The sequence below is a fragment of the uncultured Marinobacter sp. genome (assembly GCF_963974375.1).
In the GTDB taxonomy this organism is placed as follows: domain Bacteria; phylum Pseudomonadota; class Gammaproteobacteria; order Pseudomonadales; family Oleiphilaceae; genus Marinobacter.
In genome coordinates this window covers 1-21276 of record NZ_CAXBDN010000041.1, presented here as the reverse complement: position 1 = coordinate 21276, position 21276 = coordinate 1, and the positions used below count along the sequence as shown (strand labels likewise).

Genomic DNA, 21276 nt, shown 5'->3' with positions numbered 1-21276 from the left:
TTTAACGGGCTGAATTTCACCATCGCCAACGCTGACAACCGGGTTATCCGGTTACTGCAGGTTACCCGCCAAGATGAAGCCTGATGTACCCCTGAGCCTCAACCCATGGCTGGGAGGGGCTCTGCTGCTCATCGCCGGCGCGCTGCAGACCCTTACTTTCTCGCCCTTTGAGTGGTGGCTGCTGGGGCCCCTGTCGGCCCTGATGATCACCATGGCCGCGTTACCACTGGCGTCCTCACGGCTGCTCCTGGCAGGCTGGCTGGTGGGGCTTGGATTGTTCGGAACCGGCGCCTCCTGGGTCTACGTGAGTATCAGCGAGCACGGCAATACCTCCATCCCCCTGGCCGTGGTACTGACTGCCCTGTTTGTGATGGGCCTGGCCCTGGTTCACGGCCTGGCGTTCTGGTTCTGGGGCAAGCTGGCGAAAGGCAACAGCATTCGCCGGATGCTTCTGTTCCCGGCCATATGGGTACTGGCCGACTGGATTCGCGGCTGGCTGCTGACCGGCTTCCCCTGGCTGTATCTTGGAACCGCGCAGGTCGACGGCCCTCTGGCGGGCTACGCACCCCTGATCGGCGTCCATGGTGTGACCTTCCTGATCGTAGCTTCAGGCGCTGCCCTGTATGCGCTGGGCTGGCTGCTGATGACCAAACGTCAGGTGGCGGCTGGCATTCTGGTGGTTCTGACACTGACCCCCTGGCTCAGCGGCACCCTGGTGAATCGTATCCAGTGGACCGATGTCAGCGAAGACACCCTCAGCTTTGCTGCCATGCAGGGCAATATTCCCCAACAGATCAAATGGGATCCGGATTTCCTCAGGGATCAGTTGGTCATCTATCTCGGACTGACCGAAGACGACTGGAACCGTGACCTGATCCTGTGGCCGGAGACGGCTATTCCGATTACACAGGACCAGGCCGGCCCCATCATCGAGCATGTACAGTCAATGCTTGGGGAAAACAGCACACTGATCACCGGCATTCCCTGGTTTACCTACAGTGAGAAGATCGAGGACTTCACCTTTCATAACTCGATCATGGCCATCGGCGGCCAGGGCGACGGGGTCTACCACAAGCAGAAACTGGTGCCCTTCGGTGAGTATGTGCCGTTGGAGCAGTGGCTGCGCGGCCTGATCGGATTCTTTGACCTGCCCATGTCCAGCTTCAGCCGGGGCCCTGAATACCAGTCCGCGCTGACCGCCGGTGAGGCAAGCCTGATGCCGGCCATCTGCTACGAAGTGGCCTATGCCGATTTTGTCGCCATCAATGCCCGCCGTTCCAACATGCTGGTCACCATCAGCAACGACGGCTGGTTCGGGGATTCCATCGGCCCCCTGCAACACCTGCAACTGGCCCGGATGCGGGCACTGGAAACCGGGCGCTACATGCTGCGAGGCACCAACAACGGCATAACCGCCATCATCGACCACAAAGGCCAGCTGGCAGAAACCATCCCCCAGTTCGAGCGGGCAGTCCTGCGCGGCGACGTCCGCACGGCTACCGGTTACACTCCCTTCATGCAGACCGGCTCCTGGCCGGTACTGACGCTGGTGGTGATATTGATCGTGTTTGTGCGGGAGCGGGTGATTCCCAAAAACTGAGTTTATTGACATGCTCCCTGTCCGTTCGCCCTGACTGTTCGACAAGCTCACAGTCAGGGCGAACGGGGCTTTGATGTCTGTGGCTAATTCTCCAATCCCGATAACACTGAGCCCGCCGAAGGATCACTCCTCCGGCCACTGCCCGGTAACCCGCTCAAAATAGTGGCTTTCGCAAGCCTCGCAGGGTTCGAGCTGGCTGGTGGCGGTCAGGCATTTCATGTGTTTGCAGTTCAGACAACGGAACATGCCGGCGGTGGCAACCTCACCGGTCATGTAGTGAGTGACGTCATCGTTATGGAGCTTCTGGTCCAGTTCCAGGGTATCCACCCGGGTCTTGTCCGCGATTGAGAACAGCATGTCCGCCAGCTTGTGCTCCAGCAGGCTCAGGTCCAGTTGCAACCACTCCCTCAACCCCTCGCCGGTGCGGTCCACAAACTGTACCAGATGCTCAAGATCCCGTTTCAGATAGGCCGCCAGCAGGCTGGCTTCGTCTTTGGTCAGGCGGCGCAGCTCGGTCTCGAACTCCACGGCGTCATCGACCTCCCGGCGCAGGGTATCGAGGGTACGTTCCTCGGCATCAGCCAGCCGCTGCTCAACTCGCTCAAGCATCCGGTCATAGGCCTTCAGGGCCTGGTCCGAAAGCTGCTCTGGCCCTTTGGATGGATCCCGTTCACTCATGCTGCGTCCTCCGCTGTTTCTTTCCCTCAGTTTGGCACAGAATCCTGCCAAAGGCAGGCTACCTGTTGTGGCGTCAGTACGTTAGAATGTCCGGCCCGATTTCAGCGGAGCCGGCACCAGCCGTTTCCGACATCAATTTAGCGACAGCTTTCTGACACAGGGCTTCAACACAGGGTGACACCGGTAATGGCACGACTGGACGAGCAATACAACCCGCGGGACGTCGAACAGAACGCCCGTACCTTCTGGGAAGAGCACAAAACGTTCGCGGTCCGGGAAGAGCCCGGCAAACCCAAGTACTATTGCCTGTCCATGTTTCCTTACCCCAGTGGCAAGCTGCACATGGGCCACGTCCGCAACTACACCATCGGCGACGTGGTTTCCCGCTACCAGCGCATGCAGGGCAAGAATGTGATGCAGCCCATGGGCTGGGATGCCTTCGGCCTGCCCGCTGAAAACGCCGCCATCGCCAACAAGACAGCGCCGGCCAAGTGGACCTATTCCAATATCGAGTACATGAAGAACCAGCTCAAGCAGCTGGGCTTCGGCTACGACTGGGAACGGGAACTGGCCACCTGCAAACCGGATTATTACCGCTGGGAACAGTGGTTTTTCGCCCGCCTGTATGAAAAGGGCCTGGTCTACAAGAAGATGTCCACAGTGAACTGGGACCCCATTGACCAGACGGTTCTGGCCAATGAGCAGGTAGTGGACGGCCGTGGCTGGCGCTCTGGCGCCCTGGTTGAACAGAAGAAAATTCCCCAGTGGTTTATCCGCATTACCGATTACGCTGACGAGCTGCTGAACGACCTGGACACGCTGGAAGACTGGCCGGAACAGGTCAAGACCATGCAACGCAACTGGATTGGCAAGTCTGTGGGCACCGAACTCGGGTTTGCCCTGAAAGACCGTGACGAAGTGATGACGGTGTACACCACCCGTCCGGACACCCTGATGGGTGTCAGCTACATGGCAGTGGCCGCCGAGCATCCCCTGGCCAAAGCCGCGGCTGAACGTCACAGCGATGTGGCTACATTTGTCGAGCAGTGCCGGAACAGCAAGACCGCCGAAGCCGACATGGCCACCATGGAGAAAAAGGGCGTGGATACCGGCTTCCGGGCCATCCACCCCCTCACCCAGGAAGAGATTCCGGTCTGGGTCGCCAACTTTGTACTCATGGATTACGGCACCGGTGCCCTGATGGCGGTTCCCGCCCATGATGAGCGGGACCACGAGTTTGCCATCAAGTACCGGCTGCCCATCAAGCAGGTTATTGCACCCACAGACAACCGTGAAATCGATGTGCAGGAAGCCGCCTTCACCGAGAAAGGCACCCTGGTCTGCTCCGGCAAGTACAGCGGACTGACCAGCGAGGAAGCCTTCGATGCGATTGCGGATTACCTTGAAGACCAGGGCATCGGCAAGCGTACCGTCAATTATCGCCTCCGCGACTGGGGCGTATCACGCCAGCGCTACTGGGGCGCGCCCATCCCCATGATGACTCTGGCCGATGGCACCGAACGGCCGGTTCCCGACGACCAGCTGCCGGTACTGTTGCCGGAAGATGTGGAGATGGACGGTGTAAAATCCCCCATCAAGGCGGATCCCGAGTGGGCGAAAACCACCTTTGAAGGTCAGCCTGCCACCCGGGAAACGGACACCTTCGATACCTTCATGGAATCGTCCTGGTATTACGCCCGTTTCTGCAGCCCCAACTACGACAAGGGCATGCTGGACCCTGCTGCTGCCAACTACTGGCTGCCGGTGGATCAATACATCGGCGGTATCGAGCACGCCATCCTGCACCTGCTGTACGCCCGGTTTTTCCACAAGCTGCTGCGGGATGTGGGCCTGGTCACCAGTTCCGAGCCCTTCAACCGCCTGCTGTGTCAGGGCATGGTGCTGGCTGAGACCTATTACCGGGAAGACGACAAGGGCGGCAAGATCTGGATATCGCCAGCGGATGTGGAAATCGAGCGGGACGACAAGGGTCAGCCGCTGCGCGTTCTGCACAAGGACGACGGCCAACCGGTCATCGCCGGTGGCGTCACCAAGATGTCGAAATCCAAGAACAATGGTATCGACCCCCAGTCGATCATCGACCAGTACGGTGCCGATACCGTGCGGCTGTTCATGATGTTCGCAGCGCCCCCCGAGCAGTCCCTGGAATGGTCAGACAGCGGTGTTGAAGGGGCCCACCGCTTCCTCAAGCGTCTGTGGCGCCTGGTGGGGGAACATGTGGCCGGAGGCGATATCCCGCCGCTGGACACGGACAATCTCAGTGATGCCCGCAGGAACCTCCGCCGCAAGACCCATGAAACCATCGCCAAGATCAGCGACGATATCAGCCGCCGGCTCACCTTCAACACCTCCATCGCGGCGGTCATGGAGTTGCTGAACGAAGTCAGCCGTCATGACTCAAAAGACGATCAGGACCGCGCGGTCGTTCAGGAAGCGCTGGATACTGCGGTACTGATGCTGTCACCCATCGCGCCCCACGTTTGCCATCACCTGTGGCAGACGCTGGGCCATCAGGAACCCGTGGTGGACGCACCCTGGCCGACGGCGGATAAAGCCGCCATGGTCCGCAGCGAAATTCAGGTGGTACTGCAGGTCAATGGCAAGGTGCGGGCCAAGGCGGATGTTCCCGCCGATATCAGCAAGGCTGATCTTGAACGGCTGGCACTGGAAAATGAGAATGTGGTGCGCTTTACCGAAGGCCAGACCGTTCGCAAAGTGATTGTGGTGCCCGGAAAACTGGTGAACGTGGTGGCGAACTGAGGCACCATGGGTTCAGCACCCTGAACCCGGCACCGCAACCACAGCCATGCAACCGGAGGCCCTGATGCCGAAACTGGTCACCATCTTTGCGCTTATGACGTTATCCGCGATGCTGACCGGCTGTGGCTTCCAGTTGCGGGGCGCGGCTCCGGTGCCCGACGCCCTGCAGCCGCTGTCGGTACGCTGTGATGACAGCGTACCCCAAAGCCTGTGCCTCGCCGTTGAAAGTCAGCTCCGTCAGGGCCAGGTCACGGTCACCCGGGGAGAGGACGCCAGCTACCAGCTGCAACTGGTTAATTTCCGGCAGCAACAGCGCACCAGTGCCGTCACCGCCCGCGGTGAGGCCGCCGAGTACGACCTTCGCCAGACCCTGCATCTGTCGCTGATAACCCGGGACCAGGTTCCCCTGATCGCAGATACCGCGGTCAGTGCTGCCCGCAGTTATCGTTTTGACAGCACCCGGGTGCTCGCCAAACGCCGCGAGCAACGGGAGCTGGAACGAACGCTGTACGACACCCTTGCCCGCCAGGTGATTTTCCGTTTGTCCCCCTTCGATCAGACCACCATCGACGAGATCCGCGAGCGCAGCAAAGCGGCCCGGGAAGGCCAATGAAGATCAATCCCGGCCAGCTGGCCCAGTCCCTCAGTAAAACCCTGGCACCGGTGTATCTGGTGTCCGGCGACGAGCCGCTGCTGGTTCAGGAAGCCTGCGACCAGATTCGCGCCAAGGCCCGGGAGGCGGGCTTTCGTGATCGCCAGGTCTTTCACGCCGACCAGCACCTGGACTGGGGCAGTATTCGCGACGAACTCAGTGCCCTGTCGCTGTTCGCCGAGCAGCGCCGCATTGAGGTGCATCTGCCCACCGGCAAGCTGGGCGATGGCCGGGATGTGATTGAGCAGGCGCTTCTGAAGCCGGCAGACGATATTCTGTTGCTGCTCATCAGCGTGCGTCTCGAAGCCGCTGAAACCAAACGCAAATGGTACAAGCAGCTACAGAAAAACGGAGTCCACGTCACCGTGTGGCCCATCGACAGTGACAAGTTCGCCAGCTGGTTGCAGCAGCGGGCCCGCAGCAAGGGCATGACCCTGACTCAGGGCGCGCTGGACATGCTGACGGAGCGACTGGAAGGCAACCTGCTGGCCGCCAGCCAGGAACTGGAGCGTCTGGCATTGCTGAGCACGGATAAAACCATCAATGAGGATGCCGTCGAGCAGGCGGTGCAGCACAGCGCCCGCTTCAGCATTTTCGAATTGATTACGGACATACTGGCGGGACGGGCAGCTCATGCCCACAGGGTCATTGCGTCACTGAAACAGGAGGGCGAGAACGCCCTCGGCCTGCTGGCCATGCTGACCCGGGACCTGAATACCACGGTGGAACTCAAGCAGGCGCTGACAAGACGGGAAGCCAGCGGCGCCTTTCTCAAGAAACACGGGGTATTCCAGCCCCAGCGGGCCAGAGCCATCGAACAGGCCGGCCAGCGCCTTTCGCGCCAACAGTTGCACCAGGCACTGACCCTTTGCAGTGACGCCGACCGGGCCGCCAAGGGCTTTGGCGACCTGTCGCCCTGGCATCACCTGGGCAACCTGGCAACCCTGCTGAGTCGCTGATCAGCGCCCTTTATTTCATCCGCTTGCGAAGGCGCTCATAGCCCTCTTTCAGCTCTTCCCCTACCCTGCTGGCGGTTTCGCGGGTTTCCTTGCTGACGCCCTCAGCCTCGTGCTTTGCCTCTTCCATCTTCTGTCGGAATTTCTCCCAGTAGACCTCCAGGTCATCCCATTCGTCCTTGACGTCTTCTTTCGCCAGATGCAAGCGCACCCGCAGTTCATCCCGACGCTGTCTCAGGGTTTCCGACAACTTGTTAAGATCTTCTTTCATGCTCATCTGACACCTCCTGTGGTCGCTGCACGCGCGGATTATCACCGGCCAGATTACAATGCACCGGATCACGAACCAGTGTCAATTACGCAAAAAGCCAGCGACCCGGGGCCGCTGGCTTTTTCATTGACGCCACATCGGGTCAGTGGCGTATCAGAACTCGTTGGCCGCATGGGCCATTACAGTGTCGCTGCCACTGCGAATGCTTTCCGCCAGTGCCACCGTGCCGGGCAGCAGGCGATCGTAGAAGAAATGAGCGGTTTTCAGCTTGCCACTGTAGAAGCCCGAGGTATCTGCTTCCGCTTTCGGAGCGGCGGCCACCACCATTTTGGCCCACATATAGGCCAGTGCGGTCAGACCAAACATGTTGGTGTAATCCACAGAGGCGGCGCCCGGAGCGTTGGGATCCTTTTGCGACTGCTCAAGGACATGCTCCGTGACATCTGAAAGCCGTTCCAGGGAAGCCGCCAACGGCTCCAGGAAGGGTTTCAGTGCCGGGTTGGCCATTTCCTTCTCGATAAACGCGGCCATATCTTCAGCGAAAAGCTCATACAGCCGACCCTGACTGCCCACCACTTTGCGGCCCAGAAGATCCAGTGCCTGAATGCCATTGGCACCCTCGTAGATCTGGGTGATACGGGCATCCCGCACCAGCTGCTCCTGGCCCCACTCGCGGATGTAGCCATGACCGCCAAATACCTGCTGGCCAATCACACACACATCAAGACCGCGGTCGGTCAGGTAGGCCTTCGCCACCGGGGTCAGCAGCGCCACCAGGCCTTCCGCCTGGGTGCGGCGCTGGTCTTCGTCTGAAAACTTGGCCACATCCAGCCACTGGCCGACATAGGTAGAAAAGGCACGGCCGCCCTCGACGTAGGCCTTCATGGTAAGAATCATGCGCCGCACATCGGGATGCACGATAATGGGATCGGCAGCCTTCTCCGGCTGCTGGGCGCCACTCGGGGCACGACTCTGGATACGCTCGAAGGCGTACTCACGGGCACTCTGCAGGGACGCCTCTGCGGCGCCCAGGCCCTGGATGCCCACGCCCAGACGCTCATAGTTCATCATGGTAAACATGGCGGCGAGGCCCTTGTTCTCTTCACCAATCAGCCAGCCTTTGGCGCCGTCGAAGTTCATCACGCAGGTGGCCGACGCCTTGATGCCCATTTTCTTCTCGATGGAGCCACAGCTGAAGGCGTTACGCTCACCCAGGGAACCGTCGTCGTTGACCATCAGCTTGGGTACCAGGAACAGCGAAATGCCCTTCGGGCCTTTGGGAGCATCCGGCAGTTTCGCCAGCACGAAATGGATGATGTTCTCTGCCATATCGTGCTCACCCCAGGTAATGAAGATCTTGGTACCGGTGAGGCTGTAGCTGCCGTCAGCATTGGGTACGGCCTTGGTCCGCATGATGCCCAGATCGGTGCCGCAATGGGGTTCGGTCAGGTCCATGGAGCCGGACCAGACGCCGGAATAAAGATTAGGCAGATACTTCTGCTTCAGCTCCTGACTACCGTGGGCATCCAGGGAAAGGCAAGCCCCGGCGGTCAGCATGGGGGCCAGGCCAAAGGCCATGTTGGAGGCCTGCAGCATTTCCTCGAACTGGACCACCAGGGTTTTGGGCATACCCATGCCATCAAATTCCGGATTGCCACCGAGACCGTTCCAGCCGCCCTCCACCAGCACCTGGTAGGCCTCCCGGAAGCCCTCCGGTGTAGTGACTTCGCCGTCATTCCAGGTGCAGCCCTGCTCGTCCCCTTCGCGGTTCAGTGGGGCGAAGACGTTGGTGGTGACCTTGCCGGCCTCTTCCAGAATTGCGTCGGCGGTGTCCGGATCCACCCGCTCTGCCAGCCGCGGCATGGACGCCCAGAGTGAAGGGGCATCGAATACTTCGTTCAGCACGAAACGGATTTCACGTAAGGGTGCCTGATAATCGGCCATCTGATTCTCTCCAAATATCCAGTCAGTCGCATTGGGCTACACACATAAGCTGCCAGAGGGTGACTCGAGTCGCGCTGCAACAGCTTATCCGGTAAGGCGGTGTGCCCGGAATAGATCATTTTTGTGAACTGCATTCTACCGCAAACGGTCGGTTTCCTCATAAAAAAAGCCCGCCTCCTTGCGGAACGCGGGCCTGGTGTGCCGGAACAGGTAAACCGGCAAAACAAAGGGTCGCTCTAGAACGCGAAGTGCTCTTCCTGCATGTCCAGCAGGCTGTCGGCACCGGCAAACATGGTTTCAACATGAGTGCGGGTCCGTGGCAGCAGACGCTTGAAGTAGAACCGCGCGGTCTGCACCTTGGCGTTGTAGAAGGCTTCTTCGGTGGTGCCGTCAGCCATGGTGTCCAGGGCCACCTGGGCAGAGCGGGCCCACAGGTAGGCGAACACGGCGTAACCGGAGTACATCAGGTAGTCCACCGCAGCGGCACCGACTTCTTCACGGTTTTTCATGGCGGACATACCCAGCTTCATGGTGATCTCACCCCATTCCTTGTTGATCTGCTGCAGCGGCTCGATGAATTCCTTCATCTGCTCGTTGTCGGCGTGTTCCTTGCAGAACACGTGCACGATCTTGGTGAACTGTCGAAGGGCTTCGCCCTGGGTCATCAGCACCTTGCGACCCAGCAGGTCCAGTGCCTGAATGCCGGTGGTGCCTTCATAGATCATGCCGATACGGGCGTCACGGACGTTCTGCTCCATGCCCCACTCGGAGATAAAGCCATGACCACCGAAAACCTGCATGCCCAGGTTGGCTGACTCGTAACCGATTTCAGTCAGGAACGCCTTGGCGATGGGGGTCAGGAAACCGAGCATCGCATCCGCAGCCTTGCGCTCTTCCTCGGTCTTGCCCCGCTGGACCACGTCGGCCTGCTGTGCTGCCAGATAGATCAATGAACGGGCGCCTTCAGCGACAGCCTTCTGGGTCAGCAGCATACGACGCACGTCCGGGTGCACGATGATCGGGTCAGCAGGACCGTCCGGATTCTTGACACCAGACAGCGAACGCATGGCCAGACGATCCTTTGCGTAAGCCAGGGATCCCTGGAAACCCAGCTCGGCAGCACCCAGCCCCTGGATGGCAGTACCAATACGGGCGGTGTTCATGAACACGAACATGCAGTTCAGGCCCTTGTTCTCCGGCCCGATCAGCCAGCCTTTGGCGCCGTCAAAGTTCATCACGCAGGTGGCGTTACCGTGGATACCCATCTTGTGCTCGATGGAACCACAGCTCAGGCTGTTGCGCTCACCGGCACTGCCGTCTTCAGCCGGCAGACACTTGGGAACGATAAACAGGGAGATGCCCTTGGTGCCTTCCGGAGCGCCCGGCAGACGGGCCAGGACGATGTGGACGATGTTATCGGCCATGTCGTGCTCACCGGCGGAGATGAAAATCTTGGTGCCGGTAATGCTGTAGGAACCATCCGCATTGGGCTCGGCTTTGGTGCGCAGGGTACCCAGATCAGAACCACAATGGGATTCGGTCAGGCACATGGTGCCGGTCCACTCGCCGCTGATCAGTTTGGTGAGGTAGGTCTGTTTCTGGTCTTCGGTACCATGCACTTCAATGGTGTTCATTGCGCCGTGACTCAGGCCCGGGTACATGCCCCAGGACCAGTTGGAGGTGCCGACCATTTCACTCATGACCAGGCCAATGGAGCTGGGCAGGCCCTGACCACCATAGGTGGCATCCGAGGTCATGGACGGCCAGCCGCCCTCCACATACTGCTTGTAAGCATCCTTGAAACCGGTGGGGGTCTTCACACCGTCTTCACTCCAGCTACAGCCTTCACGATCACCCACCTGATTCAGGGGCGACAGTACCTGCTCGCAGAACTTGGCACCTTCCTGGATGATGGCATCAATCATATCCGGGGTTGCTTCTTCAGCCCCTTCCAGCGACGCATAGTGCTGTTCGCTGGCAAGCAGCTCATTCATCACAAACTTGATTTCACGCAGGGGTGCTTTGTACTCGGGCATTTCGTAGACCTCAGATCACTCAGAGCCTGCGGCAGCAGGTCCGATTAACTTACTGTTGGAGCCGACCCGTTGATCAGGGCTGGCTGTCCCGGGTTTGAGGGGGTGGCGGATTGCCTGCTCGCCCACTTCAAACAGTTGTTTGAAACATACGTTTATAAGGGCGGGAATGTCAAGCCTTTTGATGGGACAGCACGCAGAAGCCCGGCGCTGCCGCATCACTTTGGCGGATGGGGTGACGGCCATGGGCACGACGTCACAGGATCGACTCGACGGGGAACTCAGGGTTTTATCGACGGGTGACCTCAGGGGACAAGTCAGGACTCTGCCGGAAGCATGTGGGAACGGCGTCCGCAGTCAGGCAACCGCATCAATCAGTGACCTTTCCGCCATAACAAGCCCGGACACAGCACGGTAACTTTCTGCGGCCTGACCCTTGCCCGGCTGACTGACAGCACCAGCCTCATCGTCACCATTTGCGGATACTCCGGCCTTGTCTGCCTGTGCGCCATCATTGCGTTGCTGCCCGCTAGCCAGTTCGGACTGGGCCTGCAGCATCAGCTGCATGGCCTGGGCGGCGACGGCACGATCCTGGGCAGAAGGTTGCGCGGGCGCCATGGCGGCCGCCCTTACGATGCGCATTTTCTCGATAGTCGCCTGGGGGTCGCCCTGGATCGGACTGATATCAATGGAGACTTCACCACCAATGGCGTATTGATTGCCGTCCGGTCCCCGCTGAAAGCTGTAGGAAACGGCTCCGGAGTACTGACCACCAACGGCCTGGTGCGCTGCCTCGTGGGCCCTAACCTCGCGGTCACGGGCCTTGAGTTGCTGCAGCTCTTTCAGTTGCTGCTCGTCCAGTGCGGTAGCCCCGCTGCCCGGCGCCGATTGCCGGTCCTGTGGCGCGGACTCCCTTTCCCCGTCCTCAGATCCTGCCGGGGCCGGCCCGTTACCTTCGGGCCGGCCAGCAGGTTTGCCGGTTTCGGTGGGGCCGGGGCGCTGAACTGTGGAATCGGAGCTTGCACCCGCGATAGCGGATGACCCACCGGCAATGGACGACACCGCCGTAGAAACCGGATACACAGGAGAAGATAACAGCGCCGACAGGGGAGTCATGGTCAATCAGTGGCAAGAGTCAGAGGGCAGCATCCGCACCACGGCAGGAGCCGTCAGGCGCGGATATCGAGCAGGGTACCAACAGTCTCATCGGCGGTTTTCACCACCTGGGCCGATGCCTCAACACTGCGTTCGTAAAGCTTCAGATCGATGATTGGCTCAGCCAGGCTGCTACCGGATTCGGCACTGCCACGGGGGCCATCGGTGCCGCCACGGGCAATCTTGCGGGCAGCGTTGTCCATGCCCTGCATACCATCCTGAATACCCTGCATGCCGATACTGAAACTGTTATTGATCATCATGGTGACCACACTTACGCCATGTGAATAGAAGTGAAGCTTTTATTTGGCCACAAAACTGGACAGTTTTCAATCAATCTTGCTGCCGGCTTACGCCAGCAGCGATGACAGGTCGAGATGCCCGGCAAGCGCCACCGGATCCGGCGCCGCCTGCCAGGGTAATACCCCCAGACAGGGTGCCTGCAGATGAGACATCAGGTAGTCCAGGGTCTCCTGCTCACAACTCATGGCCTCGGCCACCGGTCGGTTGGCCACCCAGGCGGCGACCGTCAGTCCATCGGCCCGTATCGCCTCGGCCGTCAGCAGCGCGTGGTTGATGCAACCCAGCTGCAGCGGCACCACCATGATCACCGGGATACCCAGTTCCCCCGGCACCCGGGCGTAGGTTTCGCGATCGTTCAGCGGAACCCGCCAGCCACCAGCGCCCTCGATCAGCAGCAAATCCGCAGGCTTCATCATCATGCCCCGGCACAGACCAATCAGGCGTTCAGCGGAGAGTTGGCGACCGGCCTGCTGCGCTGCCACATGGGGCGCAATGGCCGGCTCCAGGGCGATGGGGTTGATCTGCTCATAGGCCACGGCTTCGGTCATGGCCGCCTGCAGCATCAGGGCGTCTTCGTTGCGCAAGCCCTCCGGGGTCACCTCGCATCCGGAGGCGATTGGCTTCATGCCCAGCGTCTTCAGGGACCGGTTACGGGCGGCTTCAAGAATGGCAGCAGAGACGAGGGTTTTCCCAACACCGGTATCAGTGCCGGTGACAAAACAGGTTTTTTTAGCCAAGAGTCGGATTCCTGCAGGTGTGTTCGGATTCGTTAGCCGCCGCTCAGACCAGCGCCGGCGTTATGGCGTTCCGGGATGCCGGCGCCAGTTCCGCGAGTGCGGCCAGCAACCGGTCCAGATCTTCATGGGTATGGCTGGCACTGAAGGTGACCCGCAGCCTTGACTGGCCCGCCGGCACCGTTGGTGGCCGGATTGCGGTAACCAGCAAACCCTGCTCTTCCAGGGCCTTGCTGATGGCCATGGCCTGGTGGGCATCACCAATCATGATGGGCTGGATCGGCGTGGCAGAGGGCATTAACGCATAGCCCAGTGCTTCAGCCCTGACCCGAAAGCGGGTGATGAGGTCCTGCAGATGTGCGCGCCGATCATCGCCCTGCTCGGCCAGGTCCACAGCAACGGCGGCTGCCCGGGCAAGTGCGGGCGGCATGGCCGTGGTGTAGATGTAGGCGCGGGCCTTTTGCACCAGATAGTCCAGCAGCAACTCAGGTCCGGCCACAAACGCACCACTGGCGCCAAAAGCCTTGCCCAGGGTGCCGACCACCAGAGGCACCTGAGACTGACTCAGACCTGCCGCCAGCACCGCACCTCGTCCCTGCGGCCCGACACAGCCAAAACCATGGGCGTCATCAACCACCAGCAGGGCATCATGAGCGCAGCACAAATCCGCCAGCGCTTTCAGCGGGGCGATATTGCCATCCATACTGAACACCCCGTCAGTGACCACAACCTTGTGGCCCTCCGTAGCCGCCATCAGGCTGGCCAGGTGTTCCACATCACCGTGACGGTAGATTTTGACCGTCGCACCACTGAGGCGACAGCCATCAATGATCGAGGCATGGTTCAGCTCGTCGGAGAACAGGGTGTCGCCCTTACCGGCGACGGCTGTGATCACTCCCACATTGGCCATATAACCGGTGGAAAAGAACAATGCGGACGAACGCTGAGTGTAGTCGGCCAGCCGTTCTTCAAGCCGATGATGACCCTGATGGTGGCCACAAATCAGGTGCGAGGATGCACCACCAAGGCCGTCTTCCTTCAGAAAATCCCGGGCCGACGCCACCAGCGAGGGGTGACTGGCAAGACCGAGATAATCGTTGCTGCAAAATCCCAGCAGGGGCCGGCCATCGGCCAGCATCCGGGGCTGGTGCGCCCCGGCCATCAGGCGCCGGCTGCGATACAGCCCGGCCGCCTTGCGTTGCTCAATTTCTGCCGCGAAGTCGCGCATCAGGCACTCTGACGGCCGGCGTCGTAGAACAGATGACGGTTGCGCTCCTCTTCCAGGGCATGCACCAGAGCGCCTTCCTGCTCTTCCTCGGAATGCTTGGTAGCCCGCTCTTCCGGACGAATACCGAGGCGGCGGAACAGTTCACGGTCACGATCCGCTTCCGGGTTGGCGGTGGTCAGCAGTTTCTCACCGTAGAAGATGGAGTTGGCACCGGCCATGAAACACAGCGCCTGCATCTGCTCATTCATGTCTTCGCGGCCGGCGGACAGGCGCACATGGGACTCTGGCATCATGATGCGGGCCACCGCGATGGTGCGGACGAATTCGAACGGATCCAGATCTTCCACATTTTCCATGGGGGTGCCAGCCACTTTCACCAGCATGTTGATGGGCACACTTTCCGGATGGTGGGGCAGATTGGCCAGTTGCATCAGCAGCCCTGAGCGGTCGTCCGCATCCTCACCCATACCCATGATGCCACCGCAACAGACCTTCATGCCGGCCTTGCGCACCCGCTCCAGGGTATCCAGACGATCCTGGTAGGTACGGGTGGTAATGATATGGTTGTAGAACTTCTCGGAGGTATCCAGGTTGTGGTTGTAATAATCCAGCCCGGCATCCGCCAGCTCGCCCGCCTGATGATCATCCAGCATGCCCAGGGTCATGCAGGTTTCCAGGCCCAGGGATTTCACCTGACGGACCATTTCCGTAACGTAGGGCATGTCTTTTTGGGTGGGACTGCGCCAGGCAGCGCCCATGCAGAAGCGGGACGCACCCTTGTCTCTTGCAGCGCGGGCCTCGGCCACCACCTTGTCGATTTCAAGCAGCTTTTCTTTTTCCAGACCGGTGTTGTAATGGCCGCTCTGGGGGCAGTATTTGCAGTCTTCCGGACAGGCTCCGGTCTTGATGGACAGCAGCGTGCTGACCTGCACCTCGTTGGGGTCAAAATGCTCCCGGTGAACAGACTGGGCCCGGAACATCAGATCGCTGAAGGGCATGCTGAACAGGTCGCGGATTTCCTGGAGGGTCCAGTCGTGACGGGTAGTGGTGGTCATCGGATTATCCTGTTAACTTGGAAGCCTGATTTGGTTTACGGATAAACCGCATGATAAAGCTCCAGCACACCCTGTCAACCACAATCCCGCAACTGGTTAACCGATTTTTCGCTGGCTTCCGGCCGGTCAGCCTGTGCGCCAACTGCCTGGCGCCGGAAACCGGCCACGGACTTTGCCAGGGCTGTTTTGACGATCTGCCCCGCAACCACCAGCACTGTCACCGCTGTGCCCTGCCCCTGGCTTTCACGACCCGGGGACCGCTGACCTGCGGCGAATGCCTGAAACAGCCGCCACCTTTTGACCTCACCATTGCCCCCTGGCGCTACCAGTTCCCGGTTGACCGGATGATCGCCCGTTACAAGTACCAGGGCCAGAAAGCCTTCGCCCGGCCCCTGCTGGCCGCCATGGCCGAGCACGTTGCATGCTGCCTGGAGGCAAGGCCGGAGCTCCGCCCCGAGCTGATCATACCAACCCCGATACACCGCAAACGATTGCGCAAAAGGGGGTTCAATCAGGCCGATGAGATCGCCGAAGCCATCAGCCAGCGCACCGGTATCCCCTGGAATTCCGCCCTGGTCCGGAAAACCCGCCACACCGAAGCCCAGCGCACCCTCGACCGGCAACAACGGCTGCGCAACCTGGGCCATGCCTTCGAGACAACGGGGCCGATCCCTGAACGGATTGCCCTGGTAGACGACGTCATGACCACCGGCGCCACCACCCGCGTTCTCGCCGCCCTGCTCAAGGCACAAGGGGCCACACAGGTGCAGGTGTGGGCACTGGCACGCACCCCGGGCTGAGTCAGGACAGGCGCCGGGCCACATGCCCGGCGATGGCCAGACTGGCGGTCAGGCCCGGGGACTCGATACCAAACAGATGCACCAGACCGGGAACACCGTGCAGCGTCTCATCCTGAATCTCGAAATCCATGAAACCCTGCTCCGGCCCGGCCAGTTTCGGGCGAATGCCGGCATAGGCTGGCTGCAGGCGTGCTGCATCGAGACCCGGCCACCAGCGCCTGACGGAGTCCGCAAAACGCTCCCGCCGCGCCGGATCGACGGTATAGTCGATGTCCCGGATCCATTCCACATCCGGCCCGAAACGGGCCTGGCCAGCCAGATCCAGCGTCAGGTGAACACCAAGACCGCCTGGCTCGGGCACCGGGTAGATAAGGGTGTCAAAGGGATGGCGGCCACTGTAGGAAAAATACACGCCACGGGCGTAGTGGGCCTCCGGACAGAATCGTGAGTCATAGCCCTGCCAGCTGGCCGCCAGCGGTATCGCACCCAGTCCGGCGGCATTGACCACCCGCTGGCATACCAGTTCGCAGGGCGATGCACCGCCCACCTCCAGCCGGTGTTGATGATGGTCCGCCACCCCGGCAACCACCGGGGCCTGACACACCAGCAGCCCCCCGGCGGCCTCCAGGTCTGCCAGCAGCGACACCATCAGCTGGTGACTGCTGACAATGCCGGTGGCCGGTGAATAGAGCCCGGCCACCGCACGGACATCCGGCAAGGCCCTTGCCAGCGCCTCGCCTTCGGCCACCTCCAGCCTGACCCCATTGGCGCTGGCAGCGCGCCCGATCTGCTCCAGCTGTTCCTGCTGATCAGCACTGGTGGCAATAATCCACTTGCCGGTCCTGCGGTGGGCGACGGGATGGCTCTGACAATAGTCGTACAACCGCTCCCGACCTTCAGTGCACAACCGGGCCTTGAGGGAATCCTGCGGATAATAGATCCCGGCGTGGATGACTTCGCTGTTGCGGGAGGATATGCCTTCCCCAAACCGCGGCCCCGATTCAAGAACCATGACGTCCTGTCCCCTGAGTGCCAGGGCACGGGCTATAGCCAGTCCGACCACACCGGCACCAATGACGACCGTATCTGCTTTCAGCTGTTCCAACATTCTTATCCTGCGGTTTATCAGTTATCAGACAAGCGGACCGCACACTAACCCGCTCCGAAACGGTATACTGCCGGTTACATTCTCGCTTTGTCCCGGAGCTGCATGACTGCGAACAATACATTAACCGGTGCTGAAACCGGTGCTGACGGCCATCCCTACGATACGCTTACGCCGGATACCATTCTTGACGCCATCGAGGCCGTGGGATATCCGGTCAGTGGTCGCCTGTTCGCGCTCAACAGCTATGAGAACCGGGTCTATCAGGTGGGCATCGACGACAAGCGCCCGCTGATTGCCAAATTCTACCGTCCCGGGCGCTGGACTGAAGCCCAGATTCGCGAAGAACACAGCTTTTCGCAAGAACTGGTGGAAGGCGGCGTACCAATTGTGGCGCCGCTGCCGCTGCCCACCGGCGATACCCTTGGCTTTCATGGCGGCTTTCATTTTGCCGTTTTCGAGCAACGTGGGGGCGAGGCACCGGACACCAGCGTTCCGGATACCCTCTACCGGCTGGGTCAGTGGCTGGGTCAGCTACATAATATTGGCGCCAGCAAGACCTTTGCACACCGCCCGGCCATGGCCATCCTGCCGTCCATCACCGATTTCAGCCGTTACCTGACCGACAACAACTGGGTGCCAGATGACCTTCGGCCGGCCTGGGACAGCCTGATACCGGACCTGATCCGCCAGTGCGAACGGCTGATTCAGGAAGCCGGCAACCCGGACACCCTGCGCCTTCACGGTGACTGCCATGCCGGCAACCTGCTGGTGCGGGAAGAGCAACTGCTGTTCGTCGACATGGACGACTGTCGTACCGGTCCCGCCATCCAGGATCTCTGGTTACTGCTGAACGGCGACACCTTTGAGCGCGGCGCCCAGTTTGCCGAGCTGCTGGAAGGTTATGAGATGTTCCGGGACTTCAACCGGCGTGAACGTTACCTGATCGAGCCGCTACGCTGTTACCGGCAGCTGGCCCACTGCGCGTGGCTGGCCCAGCGCTGGGATGACCCGGCCTTTCCGCGGTTTTTCCCCTGGTTCGGTCAGCCCCGGTTCTGGTCAGACCAGATACTGTCCCTGAGGGAGCAGCTCTCGGCCCTGCAGGAACCGCCCATCAGCCTGCCCGGTCAGTACTGAGCCCGGACACTCCCATGCAACCAGACTATCAGGAACAGGAGCCCCGATGAGTCAGCAAGAGGCCCGTTTTACCATTCGCAGCCTGTTCGTCACGGCCGCCGGGACGGTGATCGCTACCGTTGTATTGTTGCACCTCAGTGGTCGCCTCGACCATGGCATTGGCACGCCGGATCATGTGGCGATCGGTGACTTTACCGCCGTGCACGTGAACCCCGGTGAGGAGTTCAGAATGTCACCGCGAGCATCAGGACTGCATGGCACTTGTGAGAACGGCTTCCTGGCCATTGCCTCGGACACCGACCCGGTGTTCCGGGGCATCCTGGTGGATTACCGCAAGCGGGGCGTTCGCTGCCAGCCGGCAACGTCCGAATAAGCCACATCAATAACAGAACCTGACGAGACTGACCCCATGAGCCAACGGCAACCGCCTGCCCAGGAAACCGATCGCCTGTTCGTCACTGACCGCCCCCGCGAAGACTTCCGTTTTGATGCCGCCGTGGCCCGGGTGTTTCCTGACATGATCCGGCGCTCCGTGCCCGGCTACACCACCATCATCCCGATGATCGAGGTGATTACCGAACGCTACGCCCAGCCCGGCTCCCGCTGTTATGACCTGGGCTGCTCCCTGGGGGCGTCCACTCTGGCCATGCGCCACGGCATTCACCATCAGGACTGCGTGCTGACCGGTGTCGACAATTCGGCGGCGATGATCGAGCGTTGCGAGCATTACATTGCTCTTGATGACCACCCGCTGCCGGTTATTCTCAAGTGCGAGGACATACTGAACACCGAACTTGAGGATGCCTCTGTCACAACCCTCAACTTCACCCTGCAGTTTATCGACCCGGATGCCCGGCTGCGGCTGCTCTCCCGAGTTGCAGCGGCAACCCGACCCGGCGGCGTGCTGATCCTGTCCGAGAAGATCCGTTTCGATTCGGCCACCGAACAGGACACCCAGACCCGGCTGCATCACGACTTCAAGCGGGCCAACGGATATTCCGACCTGGAAATCAGCCAGAAGCGCTCAGCCCTGGAACAGGTCCTGATTCCGGAAACGCTCGCCGCTCACAAGGCGCGCCTTGAAGCAGCCGGATTCGTCAACGTCACCCTCTGGTACCAGTGCTTCAACTTTGTCTCAATGCTGGCTTTCCGCCCCCAGGAGAGGGACTGATGTCGTCCTTCAACTGGCAAACAGCCTGGCAGCCCCTGCTGAATTCCCTTGATCAGGAGGGCTATCACCGTTGGGCAGGACTGCTGCGGGAGCAGTTCTATCAGCGCTTTGTCAGCAACCCCCATGGCGACTTGCCGCGCTGGCTTGCTGCGATCGACCAGCTTCCCGCCGCTGAAAGCGCGGTGGTGAACAGCCAGAGCAGCGAGGTCCGTGTGGATCGGGCGGGTTCCCTGTCAGCGCAGGAGGTGGAGAGTCTTGAACCGGGACTGAGAGGGCTGATGCCCTGGCGCAAGGGGCCCTTCAATTTTTTCGGTACCCGGATTGATACCGAGTGGCGCTCTGACTGGAAATGGGACCGGGTCGCTCCCGCCCTGGCCAGTCTGGAGGGGCGGCGGGTCCTGGACGTGGGCTGTGGCTCCGGCTATCACCTGTGGCGCATGCACGGCGCCGGTGCCAGTGAAGTGATCGGTGTTGATCCAGGGCTGCTGTTTCTTTGCCAGTTTCTTGCGGTCAAGCGCTATACCCCGGATGCCCCGGTGCATCTGCTGCCCCTGCGGGTCGAAGACCTGCCACGGCCGCTGGCACGCTTCGACACCACCTTTTCCATGGGCGTGCTCTACCACCGCCGCTCACCCATCGACCATTTGCTGGAACTGAAGGACACCCTGCGTTCCGGCGGTGAACTGGTGCTGGAAACTCTGGTGGTTGACGGTCCGGAAGGCTACAGCCTGGTGCCTGAAGACCGTTACGGCATGATGCGTAACGTCTGGTTTTTGCCGTCCTGCGCAACGCTGCTGCGCTGGCTGGACCGGGCGGGATACAGAAACGCCAGGGTGGTTGACGTAACCGCCACCACCACAGACGAGCAACGCAGCACGGACTGGATGCGGTTCCAGTCACTGCAGGACTTTCTGGACCCCGATGATCCCGGCAAAACCATCGAGGGTTATCCCGGCCCCGTGCGCGCTACCCTGATCGCCGAGAAGCCCTGAGCCTCAGGCGTCGAAGGGATGCCGCATGATCACCGTTTCGATCCGGTCGGGACCGGTAGAAATGATATCGATCGGCGCTTCAATCTGCTGCTCAAGGAAGCGGATATAATCCACTGCATTCTTCGGAAGCTGATCCATGCTGGTCAGCCCCACGGTGCTTTCACTCCAGCCGGGCAGCTCTTCGTACACCGGCTCGATCAGGCTGTAGTCATCGACATTGATCGGCGGCCGGTTCATCTTGCCGGTGGGAGTTTTATAGCCCACACAGACTTTGACCACGTCCATACCATCCAGCACGTCCAGCTTGGTCAGACAGATACCGGATACACTGTTGATCTGGATCGCGTGGCGCAACGCTACCGCATCGAACCAGCCGCAACGGCGACCGCGACCGGTGGTGGTGCCCACTTCGTTACCTTTGACGGCCAGATGCTGGCCAACCTCATCAAACAGCTCGGTGGGGAACGGCCCGGAACCGACCCGGGTGGTGTAGGCCTTGGTGATCCCCAGGACGTAATCCAGGAACAGCGGACCAAAACCGGAACCGGTGGCCGTACCACCTGCAGTAGTGTTGGACGAGGTGACAAACGGATAGGTACCCAGATCGATGTCCAGCAGCGATCCCTGAGCACCCTCAAACAAGATATTCTCGCCCCGCTTGCGGTAATCGTGCAGCAGGTC

General features: G+C 60.7%; 20 protein-coding genes. 9 read left to right on the top strand and 11 right to left on the bottom strand.

Annotated elements, in window-relative coordinates:
- Positions 1–73 precede the first annotated feature (73 nt).
- On the top strand, positions 74–1600 hold the full coding sequence (gene lnt, locus AAC035_RS05520) for an apolipoprotein N-acyltransferase (RefSeq protein WP_339801009.1): 1527 nt from the start codon (positions 74–76) through the stop codon (positions 1598–1600).
- A 123-nt stretch (positions 1601–1723) separates the two neighbouring features.
- Here the strand turns inward: lnt and AAC035_RS05515 are convergent, their stop codons facing one another.
- Complete coding sequence (locus AAC035_RS05515; protein ID WP_339801007.1) at positions 1724–2278, bottom strand: zinc ribbon-containing protein; 555 nt, start codon at positions 2276–2278, stop codon at positions 1724–1726.
- A gap of 195 nt (positions 2279–2473) precedes the next feature.
- Here AAC035_RS05515 and leuS point away from each other — a divergent pair, with 195 nt between their 5' ends.
- From leuS to holA, 3 genes are all read left to right on the top strand, one after another.
- Positions 2474–5059: a leucine--tRNA ligase gene (leuS, locus tag AAC035_RS05510; RefSeq protein ID WP_339801012.1), complete on the top strand. Its 2586-nt coding sequence runs from the start codon at positions 2474–2476 to the stop codon at positions 5057–5059.
- 64 nt (positions 5060–5123) lie between these two features.
- The gene (lptE, locus tag AAC035_RS05505; protein WP_339801005.1) at positions 5124–5672 is read left to right on the top strand and encodes an LPS assembly lipoprotein LptE; all 549 of its coding nucleotides are present in this window, start codon (positions 5124–5126) and stop codon (positions 5670–5672) included.
- Positions 5669–6670, top strand: coding sequence for a DNA polymerase III subunit delta (gene holA, locus AAC035_RS05500; protein WP_339801002.1), 1002 nt, complete (start codon positions 5669–5671; stop codon positions 6668–6670). The genes lptE and holA overlap by 4 nt, the downstream gene beginning before the upstream one ends.
- Positions 6671–6680: 10 nt before the next feature.
- Here holA and AAC035_RS05495 read toward each other — a convergent pair whose 3' ends face one another.
- The 8 genes from AAC035_RS05495 to bioB form a co-directional block, all read right to left on the bottom strand.
- Entirely contained in the window at positions 6681–6944 is a 264-nt protein-coding gene (locus AAC035_RS05495; RefSeq protein WP_339800999.1) for a hypothetical protein, read from the bottom strand.
- A 147-nt stretch (positions 6945–7091) separates the two neighbouring features.
- Complete coding sequence (locus tag AAC035_RS05490; RefSeq protein WP_339800997.1) at positions 7092–8882, bottom strand: acyl-CoA dehydrogenase C-terminal domain-containing protein; 1791 nt, start codon at positions 8880–8882, stop codon at positions 7092–7094.
- Positions 8883–9118: 236 nt separating this feature from the next.
- Positions 9119–10918 carry an acyl-CoA dehydrogenase C-terminal domain-containing protein gene (locus tag AAC035_RS05485; protein ID WP_339800994.1) on the bottom strand — a complete coding sequence of 600 codons (1800 nt, stop codon included), beginning with the start codon at positions 10916–10918 and terminating at the stop codon, positions 9119–9121.
- 354 nt (positions 10919–11272) lie between these two features.
- Complete coding sequence (locus AAC035_RS05480) at positions 11273–12031, bottom strand: putative metalloprotease CJM1_0395 family protein (protein WP_339800992.1); 759 nt, start codon at positions 12029–12031, stop codon at positions 11273–11275.
- A 53-nt stretch (positions 12032–12084) separates the two neighbouring features.
- A complete protein-coding gene (locus AAC035_RS05475; protein ID WP_339801011.1) occupies positions 12085–12330 on the bottom strand; it encodes a flagellar biosynthesis protein FlgE in 246 nt (81 codons plus the stop codon).
- 90 nt (positions 12331–12420) lie between these two features.
- The gene (gene bioD, locus AAC035_RS05470; protein WP_339800989.1) at positions 12421–13110 is read right to left on the bottom strand and encodes a dethiobiotin synthase; all 690 of its coding nucleotides are present in this window, start codon (positions 13108–13110) and stop codon (positions 12421–12423) included.
- 43 nt (positions 13111–13153) lie between these two features.
- Positions 13154–14335: an 8-amino-7-oxononanoate synthase gene (gene bioF, locus AAC035_RS05465; protein ID WP_339800985.1), complete on the bottom strand. Its 1182-nt coding sequence runs from the start codon at positions 14333–14335 to the stop codon at positions 13154–13156.
- Positions 14335–15390, bottom strand: a complete 1056-nt coding sequence (bioB, locus tag AAC035_RS05460) for a biotin synthase BioB (protein WP_339800983.1) — start codon at positions 15388–15390, stop codon at positions 14335–14337. The genes bioF and bioB overlap by 1 nt, the downstream gene beginning before the upstream one ends.
- Positions 15391–15440: 50 nt before the next feature.
- Here bioB and AAC035_RS05455 point away from each other — a divergent pair, with 50 nt between their 5' ends.
- Positions 15441–16190, top strand: coding sequence for a ComF family protein (locus tag AAC035_RS05455; protein ID WP_339800980.1), 750 nt, complete (start codon positions 15441–15443; stop codon positions 16188–16190).
- Position 16191: 1 nt separating this feature from the next.
- Here AAC035_RS05455 and AAC035_RS05450 read toward each other — a convergent pair whose 3' ends face one another.
- On the bottom strand, positions 16192–17298 hold the full coding sequence (locus AAC035_RS05450; protein WP_339800975.1) for an NAD(P)/FAD-dependent oxidoreductase: 1107 nt from the start codon (positions 17296–17298) through the stop codon (positions 16192–16194).
- A 102-nt stretch (positions 17299–17400) separates the two neighbouring features.
- Between AAC035_RS05450 and AAC035_RS05445 the strand changes: the two genes are divergently transcribed.
- Genes AAC035_RS05445 through cmoB form a run of 4 tightly spaced genes read left to right on the top strand, consistent with a single transcriptional unit; the run spans position 17401 to position 20595 of the window.
- Complete coding sequence (locus tag AAC035_RS05445; RefSeq protein WP_339800973.1) at positions 17401–18432, top strand: serine/threonine protein kinase; 1032 nt, start codon at positions 17401–17403, stop codon at positions 18430–18432.
- A gap of 46 nt (positions 18433–18478) precedes the next feature.
- Positions 18479–18805, top strand: a complete 327-nt coding sequence (locus tag AAC035_RS05440; protein WP_339800970.1) for a kinase — start codon at positions 18479–18481, stop codon at positions 18803–18805.
- A gap of 36 nt (positions 18806–18841) precedes the next feature.
- Positions 18842–19603 (top strand): carboxy-S-adenosyl-L-methionine synthase CmoA, encoded by a 762-nt coding sequence (gene cmoA / locus AAC035_RS05435; protein ID WP_339800968.1) that lies wholly within the window; start codon positions 18842–18844, stop codon positions 19601–19603.
- On the top strand, positions 19603–20595 hold the full coding sequence (cmoB, locus tag AAC035_RS05430) for a tRNA 5-methoxyuridine(34)/uridine 5-oxyacetic acid(34) synthase CmoB (protein WP_339800966.1): 993 nt from the start codon (positions 19603–19605) through the stop codon (positions 20593–20595). Before cmoA ends, cmoB begins: the two co-directional genes overlap by 1 nt.
- A gap of 3 nt (positions 20596–20598) precedes the next feature.
- On the opposite strand, the gene AAC035_RS05425 is transcribed toward cmoB, so the two are convergent.
- On the bottom strand, positions 20599–21276 hold a 678-nt coding region (locus AAC035_RS05425; RefSeq protein WP_339800964.1), incomplete at its 5' end, for an adenylosuccinate synthetase.

What these genes read in the sequence shown, in the direction of transcription:
- lnt (WP_339801009.1), top strand. Translation starts at nt 74, where the DNA reads ATGAAGCCTGATGTACCCCTGAGCCTCAACCCATGGCTGGGAGGGGCT.
- AAC035_RS05515 (WP_339801007.1), bottom strand. Translation starts at nt 2,278, where the DNA reads ATGAGTGAACGGGATCCATCCAAAGGGCCAGAGCAGCTTTCGGACCAG.
- lptE (WP_339801005.1), top strand. Translation starts at nt 5,124, where the DNA reads ATGCCGAAACTGGTCACCATCTTTGCGCTTATGACGTTATCCGCGATG.
- holA (WP_339801002.1), top strand. Translation starts at nt 5,669, where the DNA reads ATGAAGATCAATCCCGGCCAGCTGGCCCAGTCCCTCAGTAAAACCCTG.
- AAC035_RS05495 (WP_339800999.1), bottom strand. Translation starts at nt 6,944, where the DNA reads ATGAGCATGAAAGAAGATCTTAACAAGTTGTCGGAAACCCTGAGACAG.
- AAC035_RS05490 (WP_339800997.1), bottom strand. Translation starts at nt 8,882, where the DNA reads ATGGCCGATTATCAGGCACCCTTACGTGAAATCCGTTTCGTGCTGAAC.
- AAC035_RS05485 (WP_339800994.1), bottom strand. Translation starts at nt 10,918, where the DNA reads ATGCCCGAGTACAAAGCACCCCTGCGTGAAATCAAGTTTGTGATGAAT.
- AAC035_RS05480 (WP_339800992.1), bottom strand. Translation starts at nt 12,031, where the DNA reads ATGACTCCCCTGTCGGCGCTGTTATCTTCTCCTGTGTATCCGGTTTCT.
- AAC035_RS05475 (WP_339801011.1), bottom strand. Translation starts at nt 12,330, where the DNA reads ATGATCAATAACAGTTTCAGTATCGGCATGCAGGGTATTCAGGATGGT.
- bioF (WP_339800985.1), bottom strand. Translation starts at nt 14,335, where the DNA reads ATGCGCGACTTCGCGGCAGAAATTGAGCAACGCAAGGCGGCCGGGCTG.
- bioB (WP_339800983.1), bottom strand. Translation starts at nt 15,390, where the DNA reads ATGACCACCACTACCCGTCACGACTGGACCCTCCAGGAAATCCGCGAC.
- AAC035_RS05455 (WP_339800980.1), top strand. Translation starts at nt 15,441, where the DNA reads ATGATAAAGCTCCAGCACACCCTGTCAACCACAATCCCGCAACTGGTT.
- AAC035_RS05450 (WP_339800975.1), bottom strand. Translation starts at nt 17,298, where the DNA reads ATGTTGGAACAGCTGAAAGCAGATACGGTCGTCATTGGTGCCGGTGTG.
- AAC035_RS05445 (WP_339800973.1), top strand. Translation starts at nt 17,401, where the DNA reads ATGACTGCGAACAATACATTAACCGGTGCTGAAACCGGTGCTGACGGC.
- AAC035_RS05440 (WP_339800970.1), top strand. Translation starts at nt 18,479, where the DNA reads ATGAGTCAGCAAGAGGCCCGTTTTACCATTCGCAGCCTGTTCGTCACG.
- cmoA (WP_339800968.1), top strand. Translation starts at nt 18,842, where the DNA reads ATGAGCCAACGGCAACCGCCTGCCCAGGAAACCGATCGCCTGTTCGTC.
- cmoB (WP_339800966.1), top strand. Translation starts at nt 19,603, where the DNA reads ATGTCGTCCTTCAACTGGCAAACAGCCTGGCAGCCCCTGCTGAATTCC.